The sequence below is a fragment of the Mesorhizobium loti R88b genome (assembly GCF_013170845.1).
Taxonomy (GTDB): Bacteria; Pseudomonadota; Alphaproteobacteria; order Rhizobiales; family Rhizobiaceae; genus Mesorhizobium; species Mesorhizobium loti_B.
Window position 1 is genome coordinate 4668078 of record NZ_CP033367.1, and the last position, 25865, is coordinate 4693942.

General features: G+C 61.3%; 28 protein-coding genes and 3 tRNA genes. 11 read left to right on the forward strand and 20 right to left on the reverse strand.

Features of this window, described 5'->3' with window-relative positions; translation table 11 throughout:
* Positions 1–756: 756 nt before the first annotated feature.
* Positions 757–1932 carry an elongation factor Tu gene (gene tuf / locus EB235_RS22755; RefSeq protein ID WP_027028821.1) on the reverse strand — a complete coding sequence of 392 codons (1176 nt, stop codon included), beginning with the start codon at positions 1930–1932 and terminating at the stop codon, positions 757–759.
* A gap of 295 nt (positions 1933–2227) precedes the next feature.
* On the opposite strand from tuf, the gene EB235_RS22760 reads away from it, so the two are divergent.
* Complete coding sequence (locus tag EB235_RS22760) at positions 2228–3115, forward strand: DMT family transporter (RefSeq protein ID WP_027028820.1); 888 nt, start codon at positions 2228–2230, stop codon at positions 3113–3115.
* A gap of 430 nt (positions 3116–3545) precedes the next feature.
* Here the strand turns inward: EB235_RS22760 and EB235_RS22765 are convergent, their stop codons facing one another.
* Positions 3546–3803 carry a GlsB/YeaQ/YmgE family stress response membrane protein gene (locus tag EB235_RS22765; protein ID WP_027028819.1) on the reverse strand — a complete coding sequence of 86 codons (258 nt, stop codon included), beginning with the start codon at positions 3801–3803 and terminating at the stop codon, positions 3546–3548.
* 131 nt (positions 3804–3934) lie between these two features.
* On the opposite strand from EB235_RS22765, the gene EB235_RS22770 reads away from it, so the two are divergent.
* A complete protein-coding gene (locus EB235_RS22770; RefSeq protein WP_027028818.1) occupies positions 3935–4393 on the forward strand; it encodes a YidB family protein in 459 nt (152 codons plus the stop codon).
* 73 nt (positions 4394–4466) lie between these two features.
* On the opposite strand, the gene EB235_RS22775 is transcribed toward EB235_RS22770, so the two are convergent.
* Positions 4467–4540: transfer RNA gene (locus EB235_RS22775), tRNA-Gly, on the reverse strand.
* Between the two features lie 99 nt (positions 4541–4639).
* Positions 4640–4724 (reverse strand) — tRNA-Tyr (locus EB235_RS22780).
* Between the two features lie 198 nt (positions 4725–4922).
* Here EB235_RS22780 and rlmB point away from each other — a divergent pair.
* A complete protein-coding gene (rlmB, locus tag EB235_RS22785) occupies positions 4923–5771 on the forward strand; it encodes a 23S rRNA (guanosine(2251)-2'-O)-methyltransferase RlmB (protein ID WP_027028817.1) in 849 nt (282 codons plus the stop codon).
* A 128-nt stretch (positions 5772–5899) separates the two neighbouring features.
* On the opposite strand, the gene EB235_RS22790 is transcribed toward rlmB, so the two are convergent.
* The 3 genes from EB235_RS22790 to gcl all read right to left on the reverse strand — a co-directional run bounded on the left by EB235_RS22790 (position 5900) and on the right by gcl (position 9500).
* Positions 5900–6817 carry a 2-hydroxy-3-oxopropionate reductase gene (locus EB235_RS22790; RefSeq protein WP_027028816.1) on the reverse strand — a complete coding sequence of 306 codons (918 nt, stop codon included), beginning with the start codon at positions 6815–6817 and terminating at the stop codon, positions 5900–5902.
* 94 nt (positions 6818–6911) lie between these two features.
* On the reverse strand, positions 6912–7709 hold the full coding sequence (gene otnI, locus EB235_RS22795) for a 2-oxo-tetronate isomerase (RefSeq protein WP_027028815.1): 798 nt from the start codon (positions 7707–7709) through the stop codon (positions 6912–6914).
* Between the two features lie 9 nt (positions 7710–7718).
* Complete coding sequence (gene gcl, locus EB235_RS22800) at positions 7719–9500, reverse strand: glyoxylate carboligase (RefSeq protein ID WP_027028814.1); 1782 nt, start codon at positions 9498–9500, stop codon at positions 7719–7721.
* A gap of 214 nt (positions 9501–9714) precedes the next feature.
* Here gcl and bhcR point away from each other — a divergent pair, with 214 nt between their 5' ends.
* On the forward strand, positions 9715–10536 hold the full coding sequence (gene bhcR, locus EB235_RS22805) for an HTH-type transcriptional regulator BhcR (RefSeq protein WP_027028813.1): 822 nt from the start codon (positions 9715–9717) through the stop codon (positions 10534–10536).
* Here the strand turns inward: bhcR and EB235_RS22810 are convergent, their stop codons facing one another.
* Positions 10537–10896, reverse strand: a complete 360-nt coding sequence (locus tag EB235_RS22810) for a hypothetical protein (RefSeq protein ID WP_027028812.1) — start codon at positions 10894–10896, stop codon at positions 10537–10539.
* 121 nt (positions 10897–11017) lie between these two features.
* Between EB235_RS22810 and EB235_RS22815 the strand changes: the two genes are divergently transcribed.
* Positions 11018–11449, forward strand: a complete 432-nt coding sequence (locus EB235_RS22815) for a hypothetical protein (protein WP_027028811.1) — start codon at positions 11018–11020, stop codon at positions 11447–11449.
* A 68-nt stretch (positions 11450–11517) separates the two neighbouring features.
* Here EB235_RS22815 and EB235_RS22820 read toward each other — a convergent pair whose 3' ends face one another.
* From EB235_RS22820 to EB235_RS22830, 3 genes are all read right to left on the reverse strand, one after another.
* The gene (locus tag EB235_RS22820) at positions 11518–11823 is read right to left on the reverse strand and encodes a BA14K family protein (RefSeq protein WP_027028810.1); all 306 of its coding nucleotides are present in this window, start codon (positions 11821–11823) and stop codon (positions 11518–11520) included.
* A gap of 221 nt (positions 11824–12044) precedes the next feature.
* Positions 12045–12269, reverse strand: coding sequence for a hypothetical protein (locus EB235_RS22825; protein WP_080680703.1), 225 nt, complete (start codon positions 12267–12269; stop codon positions 12045–12047).
* A gap of 184 nt (positions 12270–12453) precedes the next feature.
* On the reverse strand, positions 12454–12621 hold the full coding sequence (locus EB235_RS22830) for a hypothetical protein (RefSeq protein ID WP_080680702.1): 168 nt from the start codon (positions 12619–12621) through the stop codon (positions 12454–12456).
* Between the two features lie 159 nt (positions 12622–12780).
* On the opposite strand from EB235_RS22830, the gene EB235_RS22835 reads away from it, so the two are divergent.
* Positions 12781–12856: transfer RNA gene (locus EB235_RS22835), tRNA-Thr, on the forward strand.
* 114 nt (positions 12857–12970) lie between these two features.
* Here the strand turns inward: EB235_RS22835 and EB235_RS22840 are convergent.
* From EB235_RS22840 to EB235_RS22850, 3 genes are all read right to left on the reverse strand, one after another.
* Complete coding sequence (locus EB235_RS22840) at positions 12971–13429, reverse strand: hypothetical protein (RefSeq protein ID WP_027028808.1); 459 nt, start codon at positions 13427–13429, stop codon at positions 12971–12973.
* Positions 13430–13562: 133 nt separating this feature from the next.
* Positions 13563–14132, reverse strand: coding sequence for a DUF2569 family protein (locus EB235_RS22845; protein ID WP_027028807.1), 570 nt, complete (start codon positions 14130–14132; stop codon positions 13563–13565).
* Positions 14133–14258: 126 nt separating this feature from the next.
* On the reverse strand, positions 14259–14873 hold the full coding sequence (locus EB235_RS22850; RefSeq protein WP_027028806.1) for a TetR/AcrR family transcriptional regulator: 615 nt from the start codon (positions 14871–14873) through the stop codon (positions 14259–14261).
* Positions 14874–14964: 91 nt separating this feature from the next.
* Here EB235_RS22850 and EB235_RS22855 point away from each other — a divergent pair, with 91 nt between their 5' ends.
* The 5 genes from EB235_RS22855 to EB235_RS22875 are packed head-to-tail and all read left to right on the forward strand — an operon-like array spanning position 14965 to position 19535.
* Entirely contained in the window at positions 14965–16050 is a 1086-nt protein-coding gene (locus EB235_RS22855; RefSeq protein WP_027028805.1) for a polyamine ABC transporter substrate-binding protein, read from the forward strand.
* A gap of 13 nt (positions 16051–16063) precedes the next feature.
* Positions 16064–16930, forward strand: coding sequence for an ABC transporter permease (locus EB235_RS22860; RefSeq protein ID WP_032926206.1), 867 nt, complete (start codon positions 16064–16066; stop codon positions 16928–16930).
* Between the two features lies 1 nt (position 16931).
* Entirely contained in the window at positions 16932–17714 is a 783-nt protein-coding gene (locus EB235_RS22865) for an ABC transporter permease (protein ID WP_027028803.1), read from the forward strand.
* Positions 17711–18772, forward strand: coding sequence for an ABC transporter ATP-binding protein (locus EB235_RS22870; RefSeq protein ID WP_027028802.1), 1062 nt, complete (start codon positions 17711–17713; stop codon positions 18770–18772). Before EB235_RS22865 ends, EB235_RS22870 begins: the two co-directional genes overlap by 4 nt.
* Before the next feature lies 1 nt (position 18773).
* Positions 18774–19535, forward strand: coding sequence for an MBL fold metallo-hydrolase (locus EB235_RS22875; RefSeq protein WP_027028801.1), 762 nt, complete (start codon positions 18774–18776; stop codon positions 19533–19535).
* A 7-nt stretch (positions 19536–19542) separates the two neighbouring features.
* On the opposite strand, the gene EB235_RS22880 is transcribed toward EB235_RS22875, so the two are convergent.
* From EB235_RS22880 to EB235_RS22905, 6 genes are all read right to left on the reverse strand, one after another.
* A complete protein-coding gene (locus EB235_RS22880; protein WP_245268736.1) occupies positions 19543–20199 on the reverse strand; it encodes a TetR/AcrR family transcriptional regulator in 657 nt (218 codons plus the stop codon).
* Positions 20200–20336: 137 nt separating this feature from the next.
* Positions 20337–21764, reverse strand: a complete 1428-nt coding sequence (locus tag EB235_RS22885) for an amidase (RefSeq protein WP_027028799.1) — start codon at positions 21762–21764, stop codon at positions 20337–20339.
* Between the two features lie 91 nt (positions 21765–21855).
* Positions 21856–22890, reverse strand: coding sequence for an extracellular solute-binding protein (locus EB235_RS22890; protein WP_027028798.1), 1035 nt, complete (start codon positions 22888–22890; stop codon positions 21856–21858).
* 40 nt (positions 22891–22930) lie between these two features.
* A complete protein-coding gene (locus EB235_RS22895) occupies positions 22931–23731 on the reverse strand; it encodes an ABC transporter permease (RefSeq protein WP_027028797.1) in 801 nt (266 codons plus the stop codon).
* Positions 23724–24644, reverse strand: coding sequence for an ABC transporter permease (locus EB235_RS22900; protein WP_027028796.1), 921 nt, complete (start codon positions 24642–24644; stop codon positions 23724–23726). Before EB235_RS22900 ends, EB235_RS22895 begins: the two co-directional genes overlap by 8 nt.
* Positions 24645–24647: 3 nt before the next feature.
* Entirely contained in the window at positions 24648–25730 is a 1083-nt protein-coding gene (locus tag EB235_RS22905) for an ABC transporter ATP-binding protein (RefSeq protein WP_027028795.1), read from the reverse strand.
* Between the last annotated feature and the right edge of the window lie 135 nt (positions 25731–25865).

Sequence of the window (25865 nt, forward strand, 5' to 3'; positions counted from 1 at the left end):
CCAGCGATTGCTCCTGGGCCCGCGCCGGCGGGACGGACAGGACGATGGCAATCAATAGCGCCAGACCAGCCAGCGCTTGCAACCACCATTCATCCCTGTCCAAACGGCGCTCCAGAACCACTGTTGGCAAAGCTCCCTCGGTGCAACCTATACTAGACAAGGTCCAAGGGCTTGCAACAGGGTTCGAGATCGCTGACACGTGGTGTCGCTGAGGTGAAAAGAGCAAAAAGGCAGCCTGAGAGCCGCCTTGTCATTGGTTGCCGAGGACGGCTACTGAGGTGTTGAAAGGGGCGTCTGGCCTTTGGCTTTTTTCGGAGCCAGGGCGCGGTCATGGTTCGCTCCTGTGCCAGCCGCGTTCTCGAAAATGCACCCGTTTCCGGCGGCACGCCGCAGACCTTGTCCAGAGCCTTGAACCCGACACACTTGCCGTCAGGCCCACGATAACCAGGTCCTCCTTTGCAGCCGCACCCCTTGCAGGCCGGGCGTTCGGGACAACCGGTTCCAAACGCCGGATTTTGAAACGCCAGCGCTGCTGTCAACAGAACCAGTAGAGCCATGACTTGGCGCGATCCGGCCCAACCATGCAAACGGCTCCCTGCAACCATTTGAACAGGCCCCCTCGATGCAAGCTATACTAATCGAGGTCCAAAGGCTTGCAACAGGGTCGCCGACAATACGGGGGCCGATCGCTTACCCAAGAAAAAGGGCGGCCCGAAGACCGCCCTTTCCTTGTCTAACCGGCAGAGCCGGTGTCGATTACTCTTTGATGGTGACGACGATGCCGGCACCGACGGTGCGGCCGCCTTCACGGATGGCGAAGCGCAGCTTCTCTTCCATGGCGATCGGCACGATCAGCTCGACATCGACCGTGATGTTGTCGCCAGGCATGACCATCTCGGTGCCTTCCGGCAGCGACACGATGCCGGTCACGTCGGTCGTGCGGAAGTAGAACTGCGGACGGTAGTTGGTGAAGAACGGCGTGTGACGGCCACCTTCGTCCTTGGTCAGGATGTAGGCTTCGGCCACGAACTTCTTGTGCGGCTTCACCGTGCCGGGCTTGGCCAGAACCTGGCCGCGCTCGACACCTTCACGATCAACGCCACGCAGCAGCGCGCCGATGTTGTCGCCAGCCTGGCCCTGATCGAGCAGCTTGCGGAACATTTCAACGCCCGTGCAGGTCGTCTTGGTCGTCGGACGGATGCCGATGATCTCGAGTTCCTCGCCAACCTTGACGATCCCGCGCTCGACGCGGCCGGTCACGACCGTGCCACGGCCCGAGATCGAGAACACGTCTTCGATCGGCATCAGGAACGGCTTGTCGAGCGGACGAACCGGCGTCGGGATGTAGGCGTCGACCGCAGCCATCAGCTCGCGGATCGCGTCTTCGCCGATCGTCTTGTTGGAATCTTCAAGAGCAGCCAGCGCCGAACCCTTGACGATCGGAATGTCGTCGCCGGGGAATTCGTTCTTCGACAGAAGCTCGCGAACCTCGAGCTCGACCAGTTCGAGCAGCTCGGCGTCGTCGACCTGGTCGACCTTGTTCAAAAACACCACGATCGACGGCACGCCGACCTGACGGGCAAGCAGGATGTGCTCGCGGGTCTGCGGCATCGGGCCGTCGGCGGCCGAAACGACCAGGATCGCGCCGTCCATCTGCGCGGCACCAGTGATCATGTTCTTCACATAGTCGGCGTGGCCGGGGCAGTCGACGTGGGCGTAGTGGCGGGCAGCCGTCTCGTATTCGACGTGAGCCGTCGAGATGGTGATGCCGCGGGCCTTCTCTTCGGGCGCCGCATCGATCTGGTCGTAGCGTTTGTACTCGCCAAAATACTTCGTGATCGCCGCCGTCAGCGACGTCTTGCCGTGATCGACGTGACCAATCGTGCCGACGTTCACATGAGGCTTGTTACGCTCGAATTTACCTTTTGCCATAGTCTCTTTCCTTGGACGGCCTTGACCTTCAGTTCAGTCGAATGCGGGGCGATTAGCGACAAAGGCCAAAAAACACAAGCGTCTTTTGGCCGGGTGCCGTCTCACTCAGTCCGAACCTGGGATCCGATTGCAGGGATGTGGCGCTGATATAGGAAGGCGAAGCGTGAAATGAAATGGGCGACAGGCCGATCGACCGAGGCCCGCATCAATTGCTACCATCGGCCAATCCCTGTCTGAGTTCACGGCCAGTTGATGGCCCATTGCGGTCGCTATCGAGGTCTGATCTCTTGATCCGATGCATTTCATTCCTGCCTCAATCCGCGGCCCGCTGTTCATGATCGTTTCGACCGGGTCGTACCTGGTCAACGATACGATGATGAAACTCGCAACCGCGGGGTTGCCGTCCTACGAAGTGCTTTTCCTGCGCGGCGCGGCGGCAACGCTCTGGGGTTTTCCGCTGTTGTTCCTGCTCGGTTACGGCAAACAGATTCCGCTGATCTTCGACAAACGGGTGCTGCGCCGGAACCTGCTCGAGCTGGCGGCGATCCTTTGTTACGTCGTGGCGCTCGCCAACATGCAGATCGCGGATTCCACGGCACTCGGACAAATCACGCCGCTGCTGATGCTGGTCGGCTCGTCGATCCTGTTTGGTGAACGCATCGGCGGCCAGCGCATGGCTCTGATCGGGATCGGCTTCGTCGGCGCGCTGATGGTGGCGCAGCCGACCATGCAAGGCATTTCGGTCTACGCCCTGCTGGCGCTCGGCAATGCCACGCTAGCAGCCGCGCGCGACCTTGCCGGCAGACACGTCCCGGCAGAGGTGCCGGGGATGATCGTGGCGATTTCCGCCGTCGTCGTGGTGCTGATCGGCGCCGGTGCCGCGCATCTGCTGTCCGAGCGCTGGGTCATGCCCGAGGCACGCCATTTGCTGCTGATGGCCGGCGCCGGGTTCTTTCTCATCTTCGGCCATTTCTTCATCTTCATGGCCTACCGCGTCGGGCCGACCAGCGCGGTGGCGCCGTTCTATTATTGCTTCACCGTCTGGGCGGTGATTTCAGGCCTGCTGGTGTTCGGGCAGTTTCCCAATACGCTGGCGGTCTGCGGCATCCTGCTGGTGGTCGCCAGCGGGCTGACCATCGTGTCGCTGGATCAGCGCAAGCGCAGGCTGACCGTCGTCGCCTAGCATCTCCATCCGAGCGCCTGTTTGTGATGTTGCATAGGCCAGATTGATCGTCTATTCAGCGATGTATCGCCTATCAGGCGAAGGCATGATCAATCAGCCACGGGAGCTTCCCCATGACCGATTTTGATCAGAACAGGAACTCCGACGCCGAGCACAGGCCGCCATTCGCAAGTCGCTGCTAGGCTGGGCGGTGTTCATCGCCGGAACGCTCATCTTCTTCGCCGCGGCCGATGCGGTGCTGATGCCATAGGCAAGCTGCCGCAAATACCGGCCTGAAGCTGGTCCTGCCTCAGCAAAATTTTGGAACTTCAGACGTTCTGGGCGACACCTGCAGCGGTCGACCGTTTCACGGAAACGGCGACCGCTCCAGGCCTTTTGTCTTGACGCAATTCCGGACGGAAAACCGTTTCACACTTTTCCTGGAATTGCTCTAAAGCGTCCGCCTTCCGCTGAACTGGTGGTAAGCCCACAGCACAACTATCGCGCCAACCACTGAGACGATCAGGCTGGAGATGTTGAGCCCGGTGACACCCACGCCAAAGATCTGGCTGCAGATCACGCCGCCGACGATGGCGCCGACAATGCCGAGCACGATATCCATGAGCAGACCCTGACCGGTCTTGTTGACGATCTTGCTGCCGATGAAGCCGGCGATTGCGCCGAGAATGATCCAGCTGATGATACCCATTTTTTCCTCTCCATCCCTCGCCAGCCCGACATTTTCATATGATTGTCAAAACCACAAGCGAGCTTGAAATCCCGCCCGGATGCGCCATTGTTGAAGATGGGCTGGGCTTGGTTGAAACGGAGGATCCACCTATGGGACTTTTTGACAACGCCGTTCCCGGCGGCAACATCACCAAACCACTGATGATCGCGCTCGGCGCGTTGCTGGTCGGAAAGATGCTGAGCGGCAGAAGCGCCGAACAGCCGGATCAAGCGCCTGCGCCAGCCGACCCAACCCCTGCCGGAACCACCGCCAGCGACGGCGGCCTGCTCGGCGGTCTGGGCGGCCTGCTCGACAAGCTCAGGGATGCCGGTCACGGCAACGCCGCCGACTCGTGGGTCGGCACCGGGCAGAACCAGTCGATCAACGCCAATGATCTCGGAGCAGCGCTTGGGCCGCAGGTCATCCGCGAGATCGCGCAGCGCACCGGAATGGATGAGGGAGAACTGCTCAAGCAGCTGTCCACGGCCCTGCCCGGCATCGTCGACAAGCTGACGCCGAACGGCCAGGTGCCGCAGCAGCACCAGGTGGCTTCCGCGTTCAACAGCTAGAGCTGCTCCCGCACTGAAGCGTTGCGCGCATCGCTGCGCAGCGCTTCGGCTTGCTCGTCATGTGATGAAAATCTGGAGCGGGTAGCGGGAATCGAACCCGCATATTCAGCTTGGAAGGCTGCTGCTCTACCACTGAGCTATACCCGCGCCTTGCACTGAAGTACCGGATTCACTGGAAAAGCGCCATGCGCTTTTCGTCTCCGATGCTTTTCGTGTTTTTACGTTTCAGGGCTTCCGGGCCGGCAGTGGTGGAGAGGGTTGGATTCGAACCAACGTAAGCTAAGCTAACGGATTTACAGTCCGTCCCCTTTAACCACTCGGGCACCTCTCCAGTCTGCCGCCGGAGCCATGCAACGAGGCATTCGCGCCAATTCGGACCCGAGTTGTGTCTTCTCCGAAACCAGCGAAGCGCCTTATGGCGGCAAGGCCATTGGGTGTCAACCGCGCAGGAAGGGTTTTTCGATGTTGTTCGCCGGCTGCGGCGACAGGGCATATCCTTGGCGGGAGGAGACGGCTATAGAAGCCGGCCATGAGCAACAATTCCAACACCCCCAAAGACACCCATTACGCCAAGCTGCGCCGCGCTTTTCGCGACGAGAAAAGCGGCGGCGCGCCGGCGTTCAAGCCACGCCAGCCCGTACCGCCCGGTGAAAACGCCGCCGACGGCCTGGTGCGGCTTTATGGCCTGCACACGGTGCGGGCGGCGCTCGACAATCCCCGGCGCAAGATCCGGAAAATGCTGGTGACGCGCAACGCGGCCGAGCGTCTTGAGATAGCCGATCTCGCCGCCCTGCCCTTCAAGACCGAACTGGTCGAACCCAGGGACATCGACAAGATCACCGGTTCGGACGCCGTGCACCAGGGCGTGCTGATCGAGGCGGAGCCGCTGAAGCCCAAGCGGCTCGATGCGCTCGGCGACGCAAAGCTGGTGCTGGTGCTCGACCAGGTCACCGATCCACACAATGTCGGCGCCATCCTGCGCTCGGCGGTCGCTTTCGGTGCCGGTGCGCTGATCACCACGGCGCGCCACAGCCCGCAGGAATCGGGCGTGCTGGCGAAAGCCGCTTCCGGGGCGCTCGAGCATATCGACCAGATCGAGGTGAAGAACCTCGCCGACGCGCTCGACCAGCTGCACGAGGCCGGCTTCCGCACCATCGGGCTTGATTCGGAGGGACCGGCGGAACTCGAGAAGAGCTTTGCCGGAGAAAAGATTGCCCTGGTGCTGGGCGCCGAAGGCAAGGGCCTGCGGCAAAAGACACGCGAGACGGTCACGACATTGGCACGGCTCGACATGCCCGGCGCGATCCATTCGCTCAACGTCTCGAATGCGGCGGCGATCAGCCTTTATGTCGCGCAGGCATTTTTGAAACGCAGCTGAGCCGAAAGCGGCCGGTCGTTCACCAAACATCTCGAAACGAGAAACGGGTTCCGGCGACAGCGCCGGAACCCGTTCTTGTGTAGGACAGGACGTGGCGGCTTGGGAACGTTGCGCCGCCCTCTCCTGACCTATGCCGCTTTACCTTTGACGTCGGCTGGCTCGCTGCCGATCTCGAAATCGGCCATCCGCTCCAGCGCCCTGACCAGGGCCGAATGATCCTCCTTAGCCCCGCCATTGGCCGCACAGGAGTTGAACAGCTGCTGCGTGGTCGAGGTGTTGGGCAGTGAAACGCCGAGCGTCTTGGCGCCCTCCAGTGCGAGGTTGAGATCCTTCTGGTGGAGTTCGATGCGGAAGCCGGGCGCGAAGGTGCGCTTGACCATGCGCTCGCCATGCACTTCGAGAATGCGCGAGGCTGCCAGCCCGCCCATCAGCGCCTGCCTGACCTTAGCCGGGTCGGCGCCGGCTTTCGATGCGAAAACAAGCGCTTCGGCGACGGCTTCAATGGTCAGCGCAACGACGATCTGGTTGGCGACCTTGGTGGTCTGGCCGACACCGTTCGGCCCGACCAGAGTGATGTTCTTGCCCATCTTTTCGAAGATAGGCCTGGCGCGCTCGAACGGTTTTTCCTCGCCGCCGACCATGATGGTGAGGGATGCCGCCTTGGCGCCGACCTCGCCACCCGACACCGGCGCGTCGAGATAGTCGCAGTCGAGATCGTTGATCTTCCTGGCAAAGGTCTTGGTCTCGATCGGCGAGATCGAGCTCATGTCGATGACCAGCTTGCCCTTGGTCAGGCCCGATGCGACGCCGTTGTCGCCGAACAGCACCTCGGCGACCTGCGGGGTGTCTGGTACCATGGTGATGATGATGTCGGCGGCTTTTGCCACGGCGGCATGGCCGGTAACGGTCTTCAGCCCCTTGGCGATGAGATCGACCGGTGGCTTCGAGCGGTGCCCGCTGGCGATGACCTTGTAGCCGGCATCCAGCAGATGCCCCGCCATCGGCGCGCCCATGATGCCGAGGCCGATGAAGCCGATGGTTTCCATGATGATTCTCCGTCCCTTGTTAGGTCGCGTTCTGTCGCGCCCCTCTCTGTCCTGCCCGACATCTCCCCCACATGGGGGGCTTCAGCGCCGGCTCCTACGCCGCAGCACTTCCCTGCCCGGCCAGGTCCCGGAACCAACCCAAGCCAGCCTCCGTCCCTGCCTTCGGCTTGTACTCAGCCCCGATCCAGCCGGAATAGCCGATGCGGTCGATGTGATCGTAGAGGAAGGGATAATTGATCTCGCCCGTCCCCGGCTCGTGACGGCCGGGATTGTCCGCAAGCTGGATATGCGCGATGCGGCCGAGGTTTGTCTCGATCTTACGGGCGAGATCCCCCTCCATGATCTGCATGTGATAGATGTCATATTGCAGGAACAGGTTCTTCGAGCCGACGCGGTCGATCAGCGCCAGCGCCTGGTCCGAATAGTTGAGGAAGAAGCCCGGAATGTCGCGGGTGTTGATCGGCTCGATCAAAAGCCGGATGCCGGCCTGCTCCAGTTTCTCCGCCGCGAAGGCGAGGTTTTCGGCAAACACATCCTCGAGCACCTTGCGGTCGGCGCCGGCGGGCGCGATGCCGGCCAGGCAATTGACCTGCGGGCAGCCGAGCGCCTGTGCGTAGGCGATCGCCTTGGCGATGCCCTGACGAAATTCCGGCACGCGGTCCGGCAGCACGGCAATGCCGCGCTCGCCCTTGCCCCATTCGCCGGCCGGCAGGTTGAACAGCACCTGCGTCAGGCCATTCTTCTTCAGCCTCGCGGCCACCACTTCGGGCGCGTGGTCGTAGGGGCCAATATATTCGACGCCCTTGAAGCCGGCGCGGGCGGCGGCATCGAAGCGGTCGAGGAACTCATGCTCGCCAAAGAGCATCGACAGATTGGCTGAAAAACGCGGCATTTTTTTCTCCTAATCCAGCATCACGATCGCGGTCGGCGCATCCTCATGGCTTTCGGCAAGGTCCTCGAATTCGGTGATCTTGTCGATCTCGGTGCCCATCGAGATGTTGGTGACGCGTTCGAGGATGAATTCGAGCACGACCGGAACCCGGTGCTCCTTCATCAGTTGCTGCGCCAGCTTAAAAGCGCCGGCAAACTCCTCCGGCTTGCGCACCCGGACCGCCTTGCAGCCCATCGCCTCGGCAACGGCGACATGGTCGACGCCGTAGCCGGCCTCGGGATCATCTGTGCGGTTGATGTTCTCGAAGGCCAGACTGACCTCGTAATCCATTGAGAAGCCGCGCTGCGCCTGGCGGATCAGGCCGAGATAGGCGTTGTTCACGACGACGTGGATGTAGGGCAGCTTGTGTTGTGCGCCGACCGCCAGTTCCTCGATCATGAACTGGAAATCATAGTCGCCCGACAGCGCCACGATGGTGCGGTCCGGATCTGCGGCACGCACGCCAAGCGCTGCCGGCAAGGTCCAGCCGAGCGGGCCGGCCTGGCCGCAATTGATCCAGTTGCGCGGCTTGTAGACATGCAGGAACTGCGCGCCAGCGATCTGCGACAGGCCGATCGTGGTGACATAGGTGACGTCGCGGCCGAACGCCTTGTTCATCTCCTCGTAGATGCGTTGCGGCTTCAGCGGCACCTGGTCGAAATGCGTCTTGCGCTTCATCGTCTTCTTGCGGGCCTGGCACTCCTTCCCCCAGCCCGACCAATCGCGCAATTTGCCAGCCGTCTTCCACTCGGTGGCGACGTCGAGCAGCATCTTCAGTGCGGCACCCGCATCCGAGACGACGCCGAGGTCCGGCGCGAAGACACGGCCGATCTGCGTAGGCTCGATGTCGACATGGATGAATTTTTTGCCCTTGGTGTAGACGTCGACCGAACCGGTGTGACGGTTGGCCCAGCGGTTGCCAATGCCGAAGACGAAATCGGCCTCGAGCATCGTGGCATTGCCATAGCGGTGCGAGGTCTGCAGCCCACACATGCCGGCCATCAGCCGGTGATCGTCTGGGATCGCACCCCAACCCATCAGCGTCGGGATGACGGGCACGCCGGAGATTTCGGCGAACTCGATCAGCAGATCCGACGCATCGGCATTGATGATGCCGCCACCGGCGACGATCAGCGGCTTTTCGGCCGCATTGAGCATCGCCAGTGCCTTTTCGGCCTGGGCACGCGTCATCGCCGGCTTGAACGGGACCAGCGGCTCATAGGTTTCGATATCGAACTCGATCTCGGCCAGTTGGACATCGACCGGCAAATCGATCAGAACCGGCCCGGGACGCGACGAGCGCATGAGATGGAATGCCTTCTGCAGCGCCATCGGCACGAGATAAGGCTCCATGACGGTGACCGCCCATTTGGCGACCGGTGCGGCGATGGCAGCGATGTCGACCGCTTGGAAATCCTCCTTGTTCAACCGCGCGCGCGGCGCCTGGCCGGTGATGCAGAGGATCGGAATGGAATCGGCCGCCGCCGAGTAAAGTCCGGTGATCATGTCGGTGCCGGCCGGCCCCGAAGTGCCTATGCACAGCCCGATATTGCCTGCCTTGGCTCGCGTATAGCCTTCCGCCATGTGCGAGGCGCCCTCGACGTGGCGAGCCAACACATGGCGGATCGTGCCCCTTGCCTTCAGCGCCGAATAGAGCGGATTGATCGCCGCGCCCGGCACGCCGAAAGCACAGGAAATGCCTTCTTTTTCGAGAACGAGAACGGCGGCATCGACAGCGCGCATCCTGGCCATTTTTCCGGCCCTCCACAGGGTTTGTCATTGTTGGATGGCCAAGAATGTCAGCACGTCGGCTATTTTTCAATTTTTTCAGAATATTTTTTCATTTCTAGAAAACGGCGACTGAATGCTGATTTTATTGACTTTTCGGTTTTCCAAGAATTTGCCTTCCCGCCCGAGTGAAAAAATTTTTCATTGCTTGTTTGGTGAAATCAGCAAGGATGGCGCCATGGATACGACCGAAAAACGCCAGCGCGGCCGGCCGCGCGCTTTCAACGGGCCTGCCGAGGCCAGTTCGGTGCAGTCGCTCGACCGGGCCTTGCGCATCCTGGCCATTGTCGCTGAGGGCAGCGGCCTGTCGCTGAGCGAAATATCAGCGCAGAGCGGCCTTGCCGCCTCCACCGCCTACCGCATGCTGACGACACTGCAAAACCACGGCATGGTCGAGTTCGATACGTCAGACCAGTTGTGGTCGATCGGCGTCGAGACCTACCGCATGGGCGCGGCCTTTCTGCGCCGCCGCAAGCTGGTCGACCGTGCCCGCATCGTCATGCAGGAGCTGATGGAAAAGACCGGCGAGACCGCCAATCTCGGCGTCGCCGAGGATGATTGCGTGGTGTTTGTCAGCCAGGTCGAGACACATCAGGCGATCCGCGCCTTCTTCCGGCCGGGGACGCGCAGCCCGTTCCACGCGTCGGGCATCGGCAAGGCGGTGCTGGCGCATCTCGAACCGGAGCGCGTAGGCATCATCTTGCGCAAGGCCGGACTGCAGCGTTTCACCGACAAGACGCTGTCCGAGATCCCTGCCCTTGCCCACGATCTGGCTGTCATCAAGCAGCGTGGCTGGTCTGTCGATGACGAGGAACGGCATCCCGGCATGCGTTGCGTGGCGGCCGCCATCTTCAATGAATTCGGCGAGCCGATCGGCGGCGTCTCGGTGTCGGGGCCAACCGTGCGGGTGACGCCGGAGCGGCTGGCCGAGATCGGACCGATGGTGCGCGGTGCCGCAGCTGAGGTGACCAGGATGATCGGCGGTGTGCAAGCCGGCTGATCAGCTTGCCCCGGGCAGCGCACTCCTCGTCGCAATATCGAAGAAATCGAGCAGGATAGCCATGCCGACACCACAGGCGGTGAAGATGAGGCCTGCGATGAAGATGCGGTTGGCGCGTTCATAGACACGCCGCTGCAGGGACTTGATGTCGAGCAGCAGCGACAGCGCCCGCATCTGCAAGGCGATCCCGGCCAGGATCGGCAGAACGGCGACAAGATGGTAGGCCCGCCAAGGGATCGGGTTGGCGGCCCAATGAGTGATGAACCCAAGCGAAAATGCCAGCAGGATGCCGACAGTGGTGACGGTGCCGTTGCGGAAAACCGTCTCGATCAGGTCTTCCCTGGGATCCTGCTCGTCCAAGCCACCCTCCCTCAACCGGCCATCGGGGTAGACTAGACTCTGCTAAAATCGCTGTATAGCGCCCGCCAGATCGGATTTCACCGCCTTGCCGTGGCGTTCGAATGCATGCGAAAGGGCGCGGATGAGGAAAACGCTTCAGCTTTTGCTTATCGCTTCGCTTTACGGATGCGTAGCGACGACACCTCAACCCGATGCCGGCGATCAACGCGTCGACCCTATTCCGTTCTCGCTCGCGCTTGAGGAGATCGTCACCACCGGCATTCGTCAGCGCTTGCCAGATCCTGCTTCCGCCAGGTTCGGCAGGACGCTTGCCGGCGAGCGGACGCTGAACGGCCGCAGGGAGATTGTGGTCTGCGGCTTCGTCAACGGCAAGGGTCCGCCCGACGGCTCTGGCGGCGACCAAGCCTTCATTGCCAAGATCTACCCGGATTCGGGAAGCAGCTTCGAACTCGTCACCATGGGCAGCGCTTCGGAAACGCGGCGTCTCGTCGGCAGGACCTGCAGCGCTGCCGGATTGCCGATCGCCGATTCCGACCTGAATATGCAACTGTAACTATCTGTGAGACGAACGAAAGAGGGGCTCGCGCGAGCCCCTCTTTTGTTGCGGAAATGGTCCTCCTCTCAGAGCCGGCAGTAGTGGCTGTAGCCGTCATGGCCGATGTAGGTGTCGGAGTCCGGATCGTAGCTCGAATAACGGTCGAAGCAGCGGCGGACGTGCCAGGAACCTCCGTCTTCGTCGACATAGACGGTGCGCGGCGGCTGCTGAGCGAGCAGGCTGCCCAGGACAAACCCGCCAACGCCGGCGGCGATGCCGATGCCGAGGTCGTGGTGATGCGAATGGGCCGCCGAAGGCTGGACGGTGCCGACCAATGCGGTGGCGGCGACGGTGGAGGCGATGAGGCCAGAAACGAGTGTGCGCTTGAACATGACGATCTCCTTGGTTTGGTTACCGAGGCGATCCATCCGCCTCTTGATCATCTGTCGCTGCGACAACGAAAAAGGTTCGAATATTTTTTCGAACAGATGGTGATCGCCCAATTCGAAGTGGCATGTGACGCCAATCATCAGCGATGGTCGCGCATGACGACACGCAGACGCGAAAAAGGGCGGTCGAAGCCGCCCTTCTCCAATCGCGTCGCCAGATAGGTTCAGTAGATGATGATGTGATGATGATGGTGGTGGTGATGATGATGATGGTGCCACCAGTAGTCCGGATAATCCGGATAATCCGGATAGTCCGAGTAATCCTCGTAATAACCGTGGTGGTGATGATGGTGCATGCCATGGGCCGACGACGTCTGAACCGTGGCGGCTAGCGCGCCCGTGGCGACGAAAATAGCTACGAGAGCGGAAGTGAGCGTGCGCTTGAACATGATGATCTCCTGGGTCCTTGACCGAGGCGACCATTCGCCTCTGGAGATCAGTCGGCGTGGCCGGCCAAAAGGTTCGAGAGGTCGAGGAGATTTTCGGCTGAGCCGGAGGAAAAGCGAGTGGCAATAGCGAAAAGCAGTGACACCAGAGTGCCCCTCGTTTCCGACTATTCGCTATTTCGCTCTCTCACCCCATGCCCGTGACATGGCGAAGCCAGAAGGCGAGCGCAATGAAGCCGATGATCGTGGTGACGCCGGTCCAGTCGACATTGGCCTTCTTCACATCGCTGATGATCTTCACCACCAGCATCCAGGCGATGACGACGATGGGGAGAATGATGACGAGCCGCATCATGCGACACTCCAGTCCGAAGCGATTGCACCTCACAGATATGTAGGAAATGGCTTTGCGGATTTCAGCACCCCGCCTGCACCGCGTCATCCACCGCTGCGGGTAACCGAAAACGGAGTTTTGTCTTTACTGGCGCAACAAATATGCTAACCGGAGCGCCGTGCCCTTGTAGCTCAGCTGGTAGAGCAGCGGTTTTGTAAACCGAAGGTCGGCGGTTCGATTCCGTCCGGGGGCACCAGTTTCCTCCAGACTTAGGCCACGCGACACGGCTGGCGCTAGTCCATTCTCATGCTCGGTTTGGTCGGTGATAAAGGTGCAAGGCACATCATTCGCCGATGAGATAATCGATGTCCTAGTTCGGGCACTTCTCAAAAAAAGCCGACCGTTGGATTTCCGGCAGGCCTTCGAACTGAACCCGAACCACTTCGATTCTTGCTCCAACCTTTTGAAAGACAAGATGCATGTTGTCGTATTCGTGTTGGGATGCTGCTTTGCCATCTGATCGGGTGACCGTGACGGGGTGGAGGCCTATCCCGATTTCGTCGCTGGCAACGAGTGCAGATTCAGTGACTTGATCGACAGTGGTAACCAACACTCCGCTATTCTTGTCCAGAATGGTCGCCGTCATCTCTCCGCCAGACGGCCCCGCAAAAGTAACTCTATCCATCTTCGGCTGAGAAATGTCCCTGCCGCAATTCGACGACCACGCCCCCATGAGGCCAAATTGCTTCATGGGGCCTTCGATGTCAGCGCCAAAGGCTGGCGCGGAAAACACCCCAGATGCCAAGAGAGCCCCGAAAAAGATGCGCATTGCCCCTCCTGCACGCGTTCCCATGCCGCACGCGCAAGTTGGGCACTGAACTTAGGCACGTCTATGACCGACTCTCGAGTGGTTCACGCAGGCTGCGCCAAGGGTGGGCGGTTCGATCGCCAGCCCCCGCCCGCTATGAGGCGCGGGCAACTTGCCCAGATGCGCCCGTCCTGTTGAACGTGTTCCTCACCCTGATCGACTTATAGACATAAGCGACCCAGATGCCGGTCCCAACAAATGAGGCTATCGGTGCCACCAGCGCATCGCCTGCCAGCACTTGGTTCACCGGCACCTCCAGGATTGAAGAAATCCAGATCGTGTCCAGGACGAAAACGACAGGGATCGCAAGCCACTGAAGCAGAAACAATTGCGGGAACCGGCGGCTCCGCCGCAGCATCGAAACGAGCACAACGAGTTGAAGCGCCAGAAATGCCAGATTGAGAGCGACCTCGCCATATACCGCCAGCGGCCCATTTGAGAGGGTCATGAGTTGCTGGTAGCCGTCGGCCGAATTGGCGAAGTCGGCGAGTGTGCGCAGCGGTGACAATGCCTGACCGATCGCCAGCAGCATCAGCCAGCCGCCGAAGCCCACCAGAGCCTCAGGATTCTGTGGCGCCTTAGCGGCTGATCGAACAGCAAAGAAAACGGGCACGCCGATCAACAGCAGCAATATTGCCCAATGCCAGATTGAAAATGCCCCCATTTGCCTCTCCCCTTTTTAATGCCCCTATAGGTTGTATCAGGTTTCAAACTCAACTCAAGAGGCGAGCCCCGCGCAAAACGACGTTTATGCCGAAGCGACGATTTCTCCTGCCTGCTGCTGACTCCCTCACACCCCGATCGCCGACACCAGAATCCGGTTCTGCCTTCGTATCGCTGCCCGCAGTTCCGGTATCCTTGCCTCGTCGCGCTTCACGAATTCGATGAACATCATGTTCATGTTGTTGAAGATCAGCTCGCCCAGCGCTGCACCGTCTATATCCTGCCGCACCAGGCCAATCTCCTGCAGCCGGGCGATCAATGCGCGGATCTGTTCGGTCAGCGAGTGGTCCAACTCTGTATAGGCCTGGCCGAACGGGCTGTCGGGCAATTGCGTCGAGATCGCCATCGCCTGTCGCCACATCTCCTTGCTGAGATAGTGCAGCGAGTGCTCGATATAGATGCCGATCAGTGTGTCCAGCGCGTCGCCGACGTTGGCCGGCGGCCTGGCAACGACGCCACGCCCGGCATTGAGCACCTCGTTGACCTCCAGCGAGACGATGGCGCCAAGAATGTCGCCCTTGTTCTCATAGTAATTGTAGATGGTGCCAACCGAGACTTCAGCTTTAGCTGCGATCGCCTCGATCTTGGCGCCCTCATAGCCGGCCTCGCGGAAAAGCTCTGCGGCCGCCTCGATGATACGCCTGTGCCGGTCCGCCTTTTGCCTTGCCCGCAATCCGCTCATATCAGCCTCTTGCCACAAAAACAGAATTGACTCAATTTTAGAATTGGTTCAACTTTTTGCAAGAAGCCACAAAGGCAAGGGAGAACACTCGATGTCCGTCAAATCCAGGAATCCACTTTCCGTCCTGAAGCGCCATCTGCGGGTGGCGTGCGCTGCCACGGCACTGCTGCTTGGCGCCGGCAGCCTCGCCGGGGCCGCCGATCTCAACGCTCTGATCTGGTGCGATCATTCCGATCCGGCACTGCTGCAGCCCTTCGAGGAGGCCAACAACGTCAAGGTCAACGTCAAGGAGTTCGAAGGCACCGGCGCTGGGCTGGCGATCGTCGAGCAGTCGCAGCCAGGCGACTGGGACGTGATGGTGATCGACTCGATCGACGTGCCGCGCGGCGTTGAGAAAGGCCTGTTCGAGCCGCTTCCGGAAGACAAGCTGCCGCTGGCCGACCTCTTCCCGCAGGTGAAGATGGACGGCTCGACCGTGGTCGGCGGCAAGCGCTACGGCATCACCGAAAAATTCGGCTACAACACGATCGGCTTCAACAAGACCAAGGTCGATCCGGCCGACATGCAGTCCTTGGCGTCGCTGACATCAGACAAATACAAGGGCAAGGTCGCCATCTACGACTACTACCTGCCGGTCATCGGCATGGCGGCGCTGGCCATCGGCAAGAAGACGGCGGATCTGACCGAAGCCGACCTTCCCGCCCTCAAGGCAGAGCTGCTCAAGATGAAGGCCAACGCCAAGCTGGTCGGCGAAGTCACCGCCAGCCAGACGGCGCTCGCCACCGGCGAGGTCGACATACTGGTCGGCGGCGGCGAATGGGTGACGGCGGGACTGGCCAAAGAGAATCCTGCCCTCGACTTCTCCATCCCCAAGGAGGGCGCAGTGCTGTGGTCGCAGTCGCTGGCCATGTTCAAGGATTCCAAGAACAAGGACATGGCGCTGAAGTTCATCCAGTACATCATGAGCCCGGAAGGCCAGGCGCGGCTTGCAACCTCCTCCTGCTACTGGGGCATGCCGTCCAACACCAAGGCGGCGCTGACCGACGACCAGAAGAAGGTGCTGCGCTTCGACGAGCAGCCTGGCTTCCTTGCCCGTGCGCAAGCCTATCCGGCGCCGAATGCCGATCTCGACAAGAAGATGCAGGACATGTGGACCGAAATGCTGCAGGCAAAGTGATCGGTTGCCGCTCGTGAGTTCAAATGGGAACAGCGGACGCGCCCTGCCCCGGGCGGGCCGTGCCCTGCCCTGGGCTCTGGTCACGCCGGCGCTCGGCTGGACGCTGCTGTTCTTCGTGCTACCCTTCATCGCCATGGGGTTTTCGAGCCTCACGGCGCATGAGGGCGGCGGCTTCACGCTTTCCAACTACAGCCAGTTCTTCACGAATCCCTCTTACTGGCAGGCGATGGTGAACTCGCTGCAGGTGACGGCGATCGTCACCGTGGTTTCGGTGCTGCTCGCCTATCCCTTTGCCTGGATACTCGCCGAACAGGTGCCCGAGCGCTGGCAGAGGCTGGCGCTGATGCTGGCCGTGCTGCCGTTCTGGACGTCTTACGTCGTGCGCTCCTATTCCTGGCTGCTGGTGCTGGCGCAGAACGGTGTCATCAACCGCGCGCTGACCGGTTCCGGCCTGATGACCGAACCGTTGCAGCTCGCCAACACTCGGTTCGCCACGGTCACCGGCTTCGTGCATTTCTTTGTCATGCTGCTGACGCTGACCATCTTCGCCAATTTGAAGCAGCTCAGCCCAAGCTACCGCAAGGCGGCCGCCGATCTCGGTGCCGGGCCGGTGCGCACCTTCCTGCATGTCGTTTTGCCTCTGACACTGCCCGGCATCATGGTCGGCGCCTTCCTGACCTTCGTGCTGTGCATCGGCGACTACATCACGCCGCAGATCCTCGGCGGCAACAACGAGTTGCTGATGCCGCAGCTGGTGATGATGCAGATCGGCCGTCGCGGCGATTTTCCCCTCGCATCGGCGCTGTCGATTATCCTGATGGCGGTCGTAACGATCGCCTACCTTGCCTGCGCGCGCTGGCTGAAGATCGAGCGGGCCTGAGATGCGCTGGTTTGTCCGCACCGCATCCTGGGCCTATGCGCTTGCCGTCTACGGCTTCATATTCCTGCCGGTGGTGGTGCTGGTGCTGTTTTCGCTGCAGGCGACATCCTTCCCCATTCCACCCTTCACCGGCCCGTCGCTGCGCTGGTACGACGCCGTGCTCTCAGACGTCAGACTGACCTCGGCGCTGGTCAATTCACTGATGGTTGCGGTGCTTTCCTCGGCCACCGCCGTCACGCTCGGCTTTCTCTCTGCCTGGGGTTTCGCCCGCTTCGTGTTGCCGGGCTCGGGCCTGCTGCGCGGGCTGATCACGCTGCCGCTGACGGTCAGCTACCTCATCATCGGCATGGGGCTCTTGGTGCTGTTCAACTGGGCCGGTGTGCCGAAATCGCTGCTTGCCGCCGGCATCGGTCATGTCGTGATCAACCTGCCGCTGTGCTTCGCCATCATCTACAGCCAGATGGGCGACCACCAGATCAACATCGAACGCGCCGCGCGCGATCTCGGCGCTCCGGAATGGAAGGTGCTGCTGCTGATCACCGTGCCGGTCTTGGCGCCGGCGATCTTCGCCGGCTTCTTCCTGTCGATGACCTTCTCCTGGGACGAGTTCGTGATCTCCTTCCTGCTGACGCGCTTCGAGACCACACTGCCGGTGGAAATCTGGAACCTGCTGCGCTCCGGCCTCAATCCGAAAACCAATGCGGTCGGCTCACTGGTCTTCGCCGTTTCCATCGTGCTGGTCGTACTGTTCGAACTGACATTGCTGCGTCGGAGAAAACCATGACCGCGCCTCTGGTCGATATCCGCGCCGTCTCGCACCGTTTCGGGCAGCTGGCCGTGCTGAAGAACGTCTCGCTCAAGATCGAGCCAGGCAGCTACACGATCCTGCTCGGGCCGTCGGGTTCCGGCAAGACGACGCTGCTGTCCATTCTTGGCGGCTTCGTCACCCCCAGCGAAGGCAAGGTGTTCATCCGTGGCGAGGACTGCACCGCGGTGCCGCCGGCGAAACGCCCGACGACGACCGTGTTCCAGGATTATGCGCTGTTTCCGCATATGAGCGTCGGCGGTAATGTCGGCTTTGGGCTGCGCATGCAGGGCGTCGACGGTGCCACACGCGCCGCAAAAGCGCGCGAGACGCTGGCGCTGGTCGGCCTCGCCTCCGCCTTCGACAAGAAGCCGCACCAGCTTTCCGGCGGCCAGCGGCAGCGCGTGGCGCTGGCGCGCGCGCTGGTCATCGAACCGGCGGTGCTGTTGCTCGACGAGCCGCTCGGCGCGCTCGACCTCAAACTGCGCCGGCAGATGCAGGACGAGTTGAAGGCAATCCAGAAGCGCGTCGGCACCGCCTTCATCCATGTCACCCACGACCAGGAAGAAGCCATGGCGCTGGCCGACCACTGCGTGGTGATGAATGACGGTCGCATCGAGGACGAAGGCCCGCCCGAGCGCGTCTATGCCAGGCCAGCGACGCGCTTTTCGGCGACCTTCATGGGCGAAAGCACGATCCTTGCCGGCACGGTCACGCAGGCCGGAGACAGGACCAGCACAGTCTCGACGCCGGTCGGACCGGTTTTAGTGCCCAGCGCATTGCCGGTGGGCTCAGCAGTTGCCTTGGCCATACGGCCGGAGCACCTTGCTTTCGGCGCAGCGCGGGCCGTGAAGCTGGGGATGGCAGAGGTACGCGACGTGGTCTTCCAGGGCAGTTTCAAGCGGGTGCTCGCGGTCTCCGTCGAAGCCCCCTCGCTGCAGTTCATCGCCAGGTTGCCGGCGTCAGCCACCGTTCAGCCCGGCGACACCGTTGCCGTTTCGTGCGATACCGACCAGATCATCGTTTTGACGGACTAACATGGGAAACCTTCCGGTTATCGACGCGCCAGACTGGTACGAGACCATCCGCATGGCCGACGGCGTCACGCTGATCCATGAGCCATGGATAAAACCGTTCTTCCGCTGCAACATGTGGCATGTGCGCGGCCGCGACCGCGATCTCCTGTTCGACACCGGCCTCGGCCATTTCAGCTTGCGCGCACATGTGCCTTTGGTCAGCGAGCGTAAACTGACCTGCGTCGCCAGCCACACGCATTTCGACCATATCGGCTGCCATCACGAATTTCCCGACCGTTGCGTGCACCGTGACGAAGCGGAAATCCTCGCCGATCCGCGCAATGAATGGACGGTGGCCGACCGCTATGCGACCGACGATATGTTCGATCGATTGCCGCAAGGTTGGGAGTCGTCCCGCTATCGGATCCTGCCCGCGCCGGCCGACCACCTGCTCGAGCATGGCGACGTCGTCGATCTCGGCGACCGCGCCTTCGAGGTAATCCACACACCCGGCCATTCGCCCGGCGGCATCGCTCTCCATGAGCGAAAGACCGGCATCCTTTTATCCGGCGACGTCATCTATGACGGCCCGTTGATCGACGACGTCTATCACTCCGACATTGCCGACTACGTCGAGACGCTGCTCGCCATGCGCGATCTCGATGTCTGCGTCGTGCATGGCGGCCATTTTCCGAGCTTCGCCAAGGTGCGCTACCGCCAGCTGATCGACGAGTACCTGGCGCAGAAGCGGCAGGCGGGCTGCCATCTGAGCCAGCGGCCCTGAGAAACAGCTACGGCATCAATTCGAAATGCCGCGGAAATGCCTGATGCAGTAGCAGCAGCATGGTCTTGCGCAGCACATTGGTGTCACGGCCCGAAGGGTTGAGATGGTCCCAGTACCAGGCACCGTGAACCAGATAGTTCAGGCTCTCCGACAAGGTGTTGATGTCGACGCCGGCATAGCCGCCGCTGCGTGAAATCTCGAACAGAAACTCGCGCGCTTCGGCGGTGTAGGCGAGATCGCTCGGCAGGCCGATTTCATTGTAGATCTGCATGCTCTTGCGGTCGCTGGAGAAGACGACAAAAACGGAAACCCATTTCGGATGCTGCCTGGCGAAGCGTTGCGCGCATTCGACGGCGCCGAGTAGTCTTTCAACCGACGACAGGCCCGGCGCTCGCACCAGCGTCACCCACAGCTCGTCGTAGCGATCGCTGAGATACTGCAGGACAGCCCGGAACAGGTTTTCCTTGCTGCGAAAGTGGAAAACCACAAGCGCATTGGACGAGCCAACATGTTCGGCGATGCGCTGCATGGTGACGCTGGCCAGGCCCTCCTCCGCGATGAGATCGATGGTGGCATCGATGATGCGCTGGACGCTTGCTTCGCCGCGCTCGCGCCGACGGTCTTTCGACACGGCATCGTTCGCCGAGCCCCTGCCCTCAGCCATCGTAGCCCTGCGTTTTTCGGTCGCGGTTGCCTCGCGTTGTGCCATTTTCATCCGGCCTTTCGAACTGTCAGCGAGAATCCCCGGCTCACCATAGCCGACGCCCGAGATCAAGCACCAGTCGCAGACGCTGCCGTCGATCAAAGCGACGGACGTGTCTCGGCATTCCTGTACCACTGGCCCTGTGCCGTTTCATAGGCGAGTGCCGCCCGGAACACATCGGCGTCGCAATAGGTGCGGCCGACGATCTGGATACCCGTCGGGACACCGTTCGCAGCCCAGCCCGAAGGCATGGAGAGAACCGGACAACGGCTCATCATGTTGAACGGCGTCGTCATCACCCAACCCAGCGAGGGGTTCACCTCCCTGCCGTTGATCTCGACCGTGTCCCTGGTCTGATCGAACTCCGCCGGCACCGCGGGAAGCGCATTTGTCGGGCAGATCAGCACGTCGTAGGTCTCCAGCAGTGGACCCAGCGTCTGGTACATCCTGGCCGCCACCTCAAGTGTGGCGACAAAATCCGCAGCCTTCGACTTCTGCCCATCCTCGGCGAACTGCCTGGCATAGCTCGTCATGTCGTTGCCGTGCTTCTCCAACAGTTGCGACAGCGAGGCGCCGAACAGATGTTCGAGATAGGCCATGCCCGCCTTCAGCACCTCGTCGCCCCAGCCAAGATCGACCTCCTCGACCGTGGCGCCGAGTGACCGAAACACATCGCAGGCGGCAAGCGTGTTCCTGCGAACATCATCGTCCACCTCAAACGAACCGAGGTCCATCGAGAAAGCGATTTTCCAGCCTTTGATCGGCTTGTAGTCGAGCGGCAGGCGCAGCTTGGGGCGTAGCGTGGCGATGTCGAGCGGGCTCGGTCCGGCCATGACGTTTTGCAGCAGGATCGCATCCCTGACGTTTCGCGCCAGCGGTCCGGTGTGGCAATAGAAATCGAGGTTGAAGGGCGGCTCGTCGGGATTGCGCCCGTAAGGCGGCTTGAAGCCGACGAGGCCGCAGGCCGATGCCGGAATGCGGATCGACCCGGCAATGTCCGAACCGGTGGCAATCGACGATGTGCCGGAAGCCAGCGTTGCCGCCGCGCCGCCCGACGAACCGCCTGGCGTGAAATCGCGATTCCACGGATTGCGGGTAACACCCCATCGCTTCGACCAGGTATAGCCGGCGCAGCTGAATTCCGGCGTCGCCGTACGCGCATGCACGATGCCGCCCGCCTTGATGACGCGCTCGTTCATCGTCGAGGTGTGACTGCCGATGGCGTCCTTGGTCAGCAGCGAGCCATGCGAGGTCGGCTTGCCCTTGATGTAGCTCTCGTCCTTGATGCCGATCGGCAGGCCCTCGAGCGCGCCGGTTTTGGCGCCCTTGGCGTATTTCGCCTCGGCTTTCCTGGCCAGTTCCATCGCCTCGTCGAAATGGGTGAAGGTGAAGCAGTTGATCGTCGGCTTCGTGGCCTCGGCGCGGCTGATGGTGGCTTGCATCAGTTCGACGGGCGAAAGGCTCTTGGCCTTAAACCGCCGCAGCGCTTCGCTCGCCTGGATATAGCAGAGGTCGAGATCGGTCATGAAAGTCTCCTGCGATCGCCGGATCGCCTTGGCTTGATGGATCGAGAGGTGGCCGCGCCGCATTTCGCGGCGCGGAAAATAACGGATCAGGCTATTTCTGCAGGTCGGTCCAGATTTTCGTGTAGAGCGCCTGCACATCCGGCGGACAGGCCGCCATGAACTGGCCCTTGGCGGCGAATTCGGCCGGCACGTTCACCTCCGGCGCGTCCTTCATGTCGGCGGGCATGAAGGCTTCCGAACCCTTGATGCCGTTCGAATAGCGGGCAAAGGCCGAGATCAGGGCGGCGTTCTGCGGATCCATGATGAAGTTCTGGAACAGCTTGGCGTTGTCGACGTTCTCGGCGTCCTTGAGAACCGCAACGTTGTCCATCCAGATCGGATAGCCCTCCTTGGGATAGCCGTAGACGATCTTGTCGTTCTGCAGCCGCTGGCGTAGCGAAATGCCGTTCCAGTTGACGCCGGCGGCGATGTCGCCCTTGCCCAGGCCGTCGACGGCACCGTAGTCGAAGGACAGCCATTTCGCCTTGGCCTCGACCAGCTTGTCGCGCACCTTCTTCAGCAACACCTTGTCGTCGGTGCAATACTGGCCGCCTTCGTAGGCAATGGCGAGGAACATGATGTCCCCCATTTCGGGCACGACATTGATCTTGCCGACCAATTCGGGCGGCGGGTCGAGGAAAATTGCGGACGTGTTCACATCGCCCGAATAGACCGATTTGTTGACCGATATGCCTGTCGTGCCCCACTGCCACGGAACCGTGTATTTGCGGCCCGGGTCGAAGGGAACATCGACCCATTTGGGATCGACATTCTTGAAATTCTCCATCTTGTCGGGATCGGTCTCCAGCAGCAGCCCCTCGCTGATCCAGATGGGGACGACGCTGGCCGAGGGCACGACGATGTCGAAACCGGCGCCGCCCTGGCGGATCTTGGCGAGCGCGGTGTCGTTGGAATCGAAGTCGGTGACGGTGACCTTGACCTTGTAGGTCTCCTCGAACTTCTTGATCAGGTCGGGGTTGGTGTAGTTGCCCCAATTGTAGATGTTGAGCTCGCCATCGGCACGCGCCACGCCCGTCACAGCCAGCAGCGATAGCCCGACGGCTGTCGCGGTCAGTTTCCAGTTCATGCTCTTTGCTCCCATTGTTGGGACCGGCGGCGATGCGGCCTCAGGTCCGTTTCCTGCTGAAGAAAAAGAAAGCCGTGACAATGCCGATCGACAGGACAAGGAAGACTGTCGAGATCGCATTGATTTCCGGCGTCACGCCGCGACGTATCTGGCCGAGCATGAAGGTCGGCAGCGTGTCCTGGCCGCCGGATTTGACGAATTCGGTGATGACCACGTCATCCAGCGAGACAACGAAGGCGAGCATCAGCCCAGCCAGGATGCCCGGCCAAAGCAGCGGCAGCGTCACGTGCCGGAAGGCCTGCCATTTGCCTGCATAGAGGTCGGCCGCCGCCGTTTCGAGCGAGAGATCCATGCTTTCGAGCCGAGCACGGATCGGCAGATAGGCGAACGGGATGCAGAAGGCGGTGTGGGCTGCGATCAGGTATCCAAGACCCGAATAGCCGGTCCAGATCTTGATGCGCGAGAACACAATCAGCAGCGCCACCGCGGTGACGATCTCCGGCACCATCAGCGGCTGGTTGATGAACGCGTATTTGAGGGTCAGCCCGCGGTATGGCTTGGTCCTGGTCGTCGCCAGCGCCGCCATCGTTGCCGTGATCGTCGCCAGAACGGCGGCGACGGCTGCGATCTGGAACGAGCGAATCGAGGATTCGATCACCAGTGTGTAGTTCCAGGCGACATGGAACCAGCGCAGCGAAAAGCCCTTCCAGATCGCCAGCGATTCGTTGTCGTTGAAGGCGAAGACGACGAGCGTGCCGATCGGCAGATAGAGGAGGAAGAAACACACCATCGCTATGGTGACGAAGCCGTTCTGCTGGCGGACATCGAAGCGCTTAGCCATGGCTGCCATCCGACCTTGTCATGTTGCGGACGTAGAACAGCAGCGCCACCATCACGATCGCCATCAGCGTGATCGACAGCGCCGCACCGAGCGGCCAGTTGCGCCCTTGGCCGAATTGCAGTTCGATCAGATTGCCGATCATCAGATTGGTGCCGCCGCCCAGCACACGCGGCGTCACATAGGCGCCGAGCGAAGGAATGAAGACTAGGATCGAGCCGGCGACGATGCCCGGCGCGACCAGCGGCACGATGATGCGCCGCAACACCTGGAACCGCGTCGCGTACAGGTCGTAACCCGCCTCGATCAGCCGGAAGTCGATCTTCTCCATGCTGGCGTAGAGCGGCAGCACCATCAGCGGCAGGAACACATAGACCATGCCGAGCAGGACGGCGAAATTCGTATACATCAGCTGGATGGGATGATCAGTGATCCGCAGCAGCTGCAGCAGCCAATTGATGAGGCCGTCATTGCGCAGCACTTCCTGCATGGCGAAGGTTCGGATCAAAAGGTTGGTCCAGAACGGGATGGTGATCAGGAACAGCCAGATATCGCGCCGGTGTTCCGGCCGTGTCGCGATGAAATAGGCGGTCGGAAAGCCGAAGATCAGTGTCAGGATCGTGGTCATGGCCGACAGCGACACCGAGCGCCAGAAGATCGACAGATGCGCACTGGCGAAGGACAGCGTGTCGTCGAAGGCGTCTCGCTGAAGCAGCACGCTCACCCAGGCGTCGGTCGAAAACTGCCATTTCACGTCGCCGTAATTGCCTGGAGTGAGGAAGGAATAGACGACCACGATCAGCAGCGGCCCAAGCGCCGCGAGGAAGACGATCAGCAGCGCCGGCGCGGAAAGCAGCCAGCGCGAGCGGATATCGTTGCTTTCGGCCTTGTCGGCGATCTCTTTCGCGGTCGCCATGACCTAATCCTTCAGCAGCTGCGCGGCGGCATCGCCGATCTGAATGCCGACCTTGTCGCCGGCTTCGAAGCCGCAGCCGGCACAACGTGAATTCTGCTGGCGCACGATGAAGGGACCGCCGTCCGCCAGTCGGACATGGATATGCGTGTCGGTGCCGAAATAGACGACGGTCTCGACCGTGCCGCTCAGGTCGCCGGCGGCCTTGACCAGCCTGGCATGCTCGGGCCGCACCATCAGCGTCGCCTGGCTGCCCGGCCGGAAATCGCTGGCGGTGGTCGCGAGGATCCTTGCTCCCGAGCGCAGTGTGACCCGTGCCTTGCCATCAGCGGCGCCTTCGACTGTGCCGTCCAGGAAATTGGTCTCGCCAATGAAGTCGGCGACGAAGCGTTGCGCCGGGTGATCGTAGATGTCCCAAGGGGTACCGACCTGCAGGATCTTGCCTGACGACATCACCGCGATGCGGTCCGACATGGTCAGTGCTTCTTCCTGATCATGGGTGACGAAGATGAAGGTGATGCCGGTTTCGTGCTGCAGCCGCTTCAACTCGATCTGCATCTCCTTGCGCAGCTTGTAGTCGAGCGCCGACAAGGGTTCGTCGAGCAAGAGTACCTTCGGCTGCGGCGCCAGCGCCCGCGCCAGCGCCACGCGCTGCTGCTGGCCGCCGGAAATCTGGCTGGTGCGGCGGCTCTTCAATTTCTGCATGTGGACGAGCGTCAGCATCGCATCAACGCGAGCCTCGATCTCGGCCTTGGGCTTGCCCAGCATCTTCAGGCCGAAGCCGATGTTCTCGGCCACCGTCATGTGCGGGAACAGCGCATAGGACTGGAAGACGGTGTTGACCGGGCGCTTGAACGGCGGCAGCGGCGCGATGTCCTGGCCGTAGAGCAGGATTTCGCCGGCGCTCGGAAAATCGAAGCCGGCTATCAGCCGAAGCAACGTTGTCTTTCCGCAACCGGATGGGCCGAGCAGCGTGAAGAACTCGTTTTCGCGGATGGAAACTGAAACGTTGTCAAGGGCTCGGACCGCGTCCTGGCCTGTCCCCTGGAAAACCCTAGTGACGCCCTTCGCCTCAACGGCTGGCCGCATGGCTGTCAAGATATTCCCCTCCTTAGCGGCCATTCACGGGCGGAAGCCAGCTGGCCGACTTGGTAATCTGCGCTAGGATTAATTGTAACTAACTATACAGTCAATATCTTTTCGTCGTTGCGCGGATGCTATGAC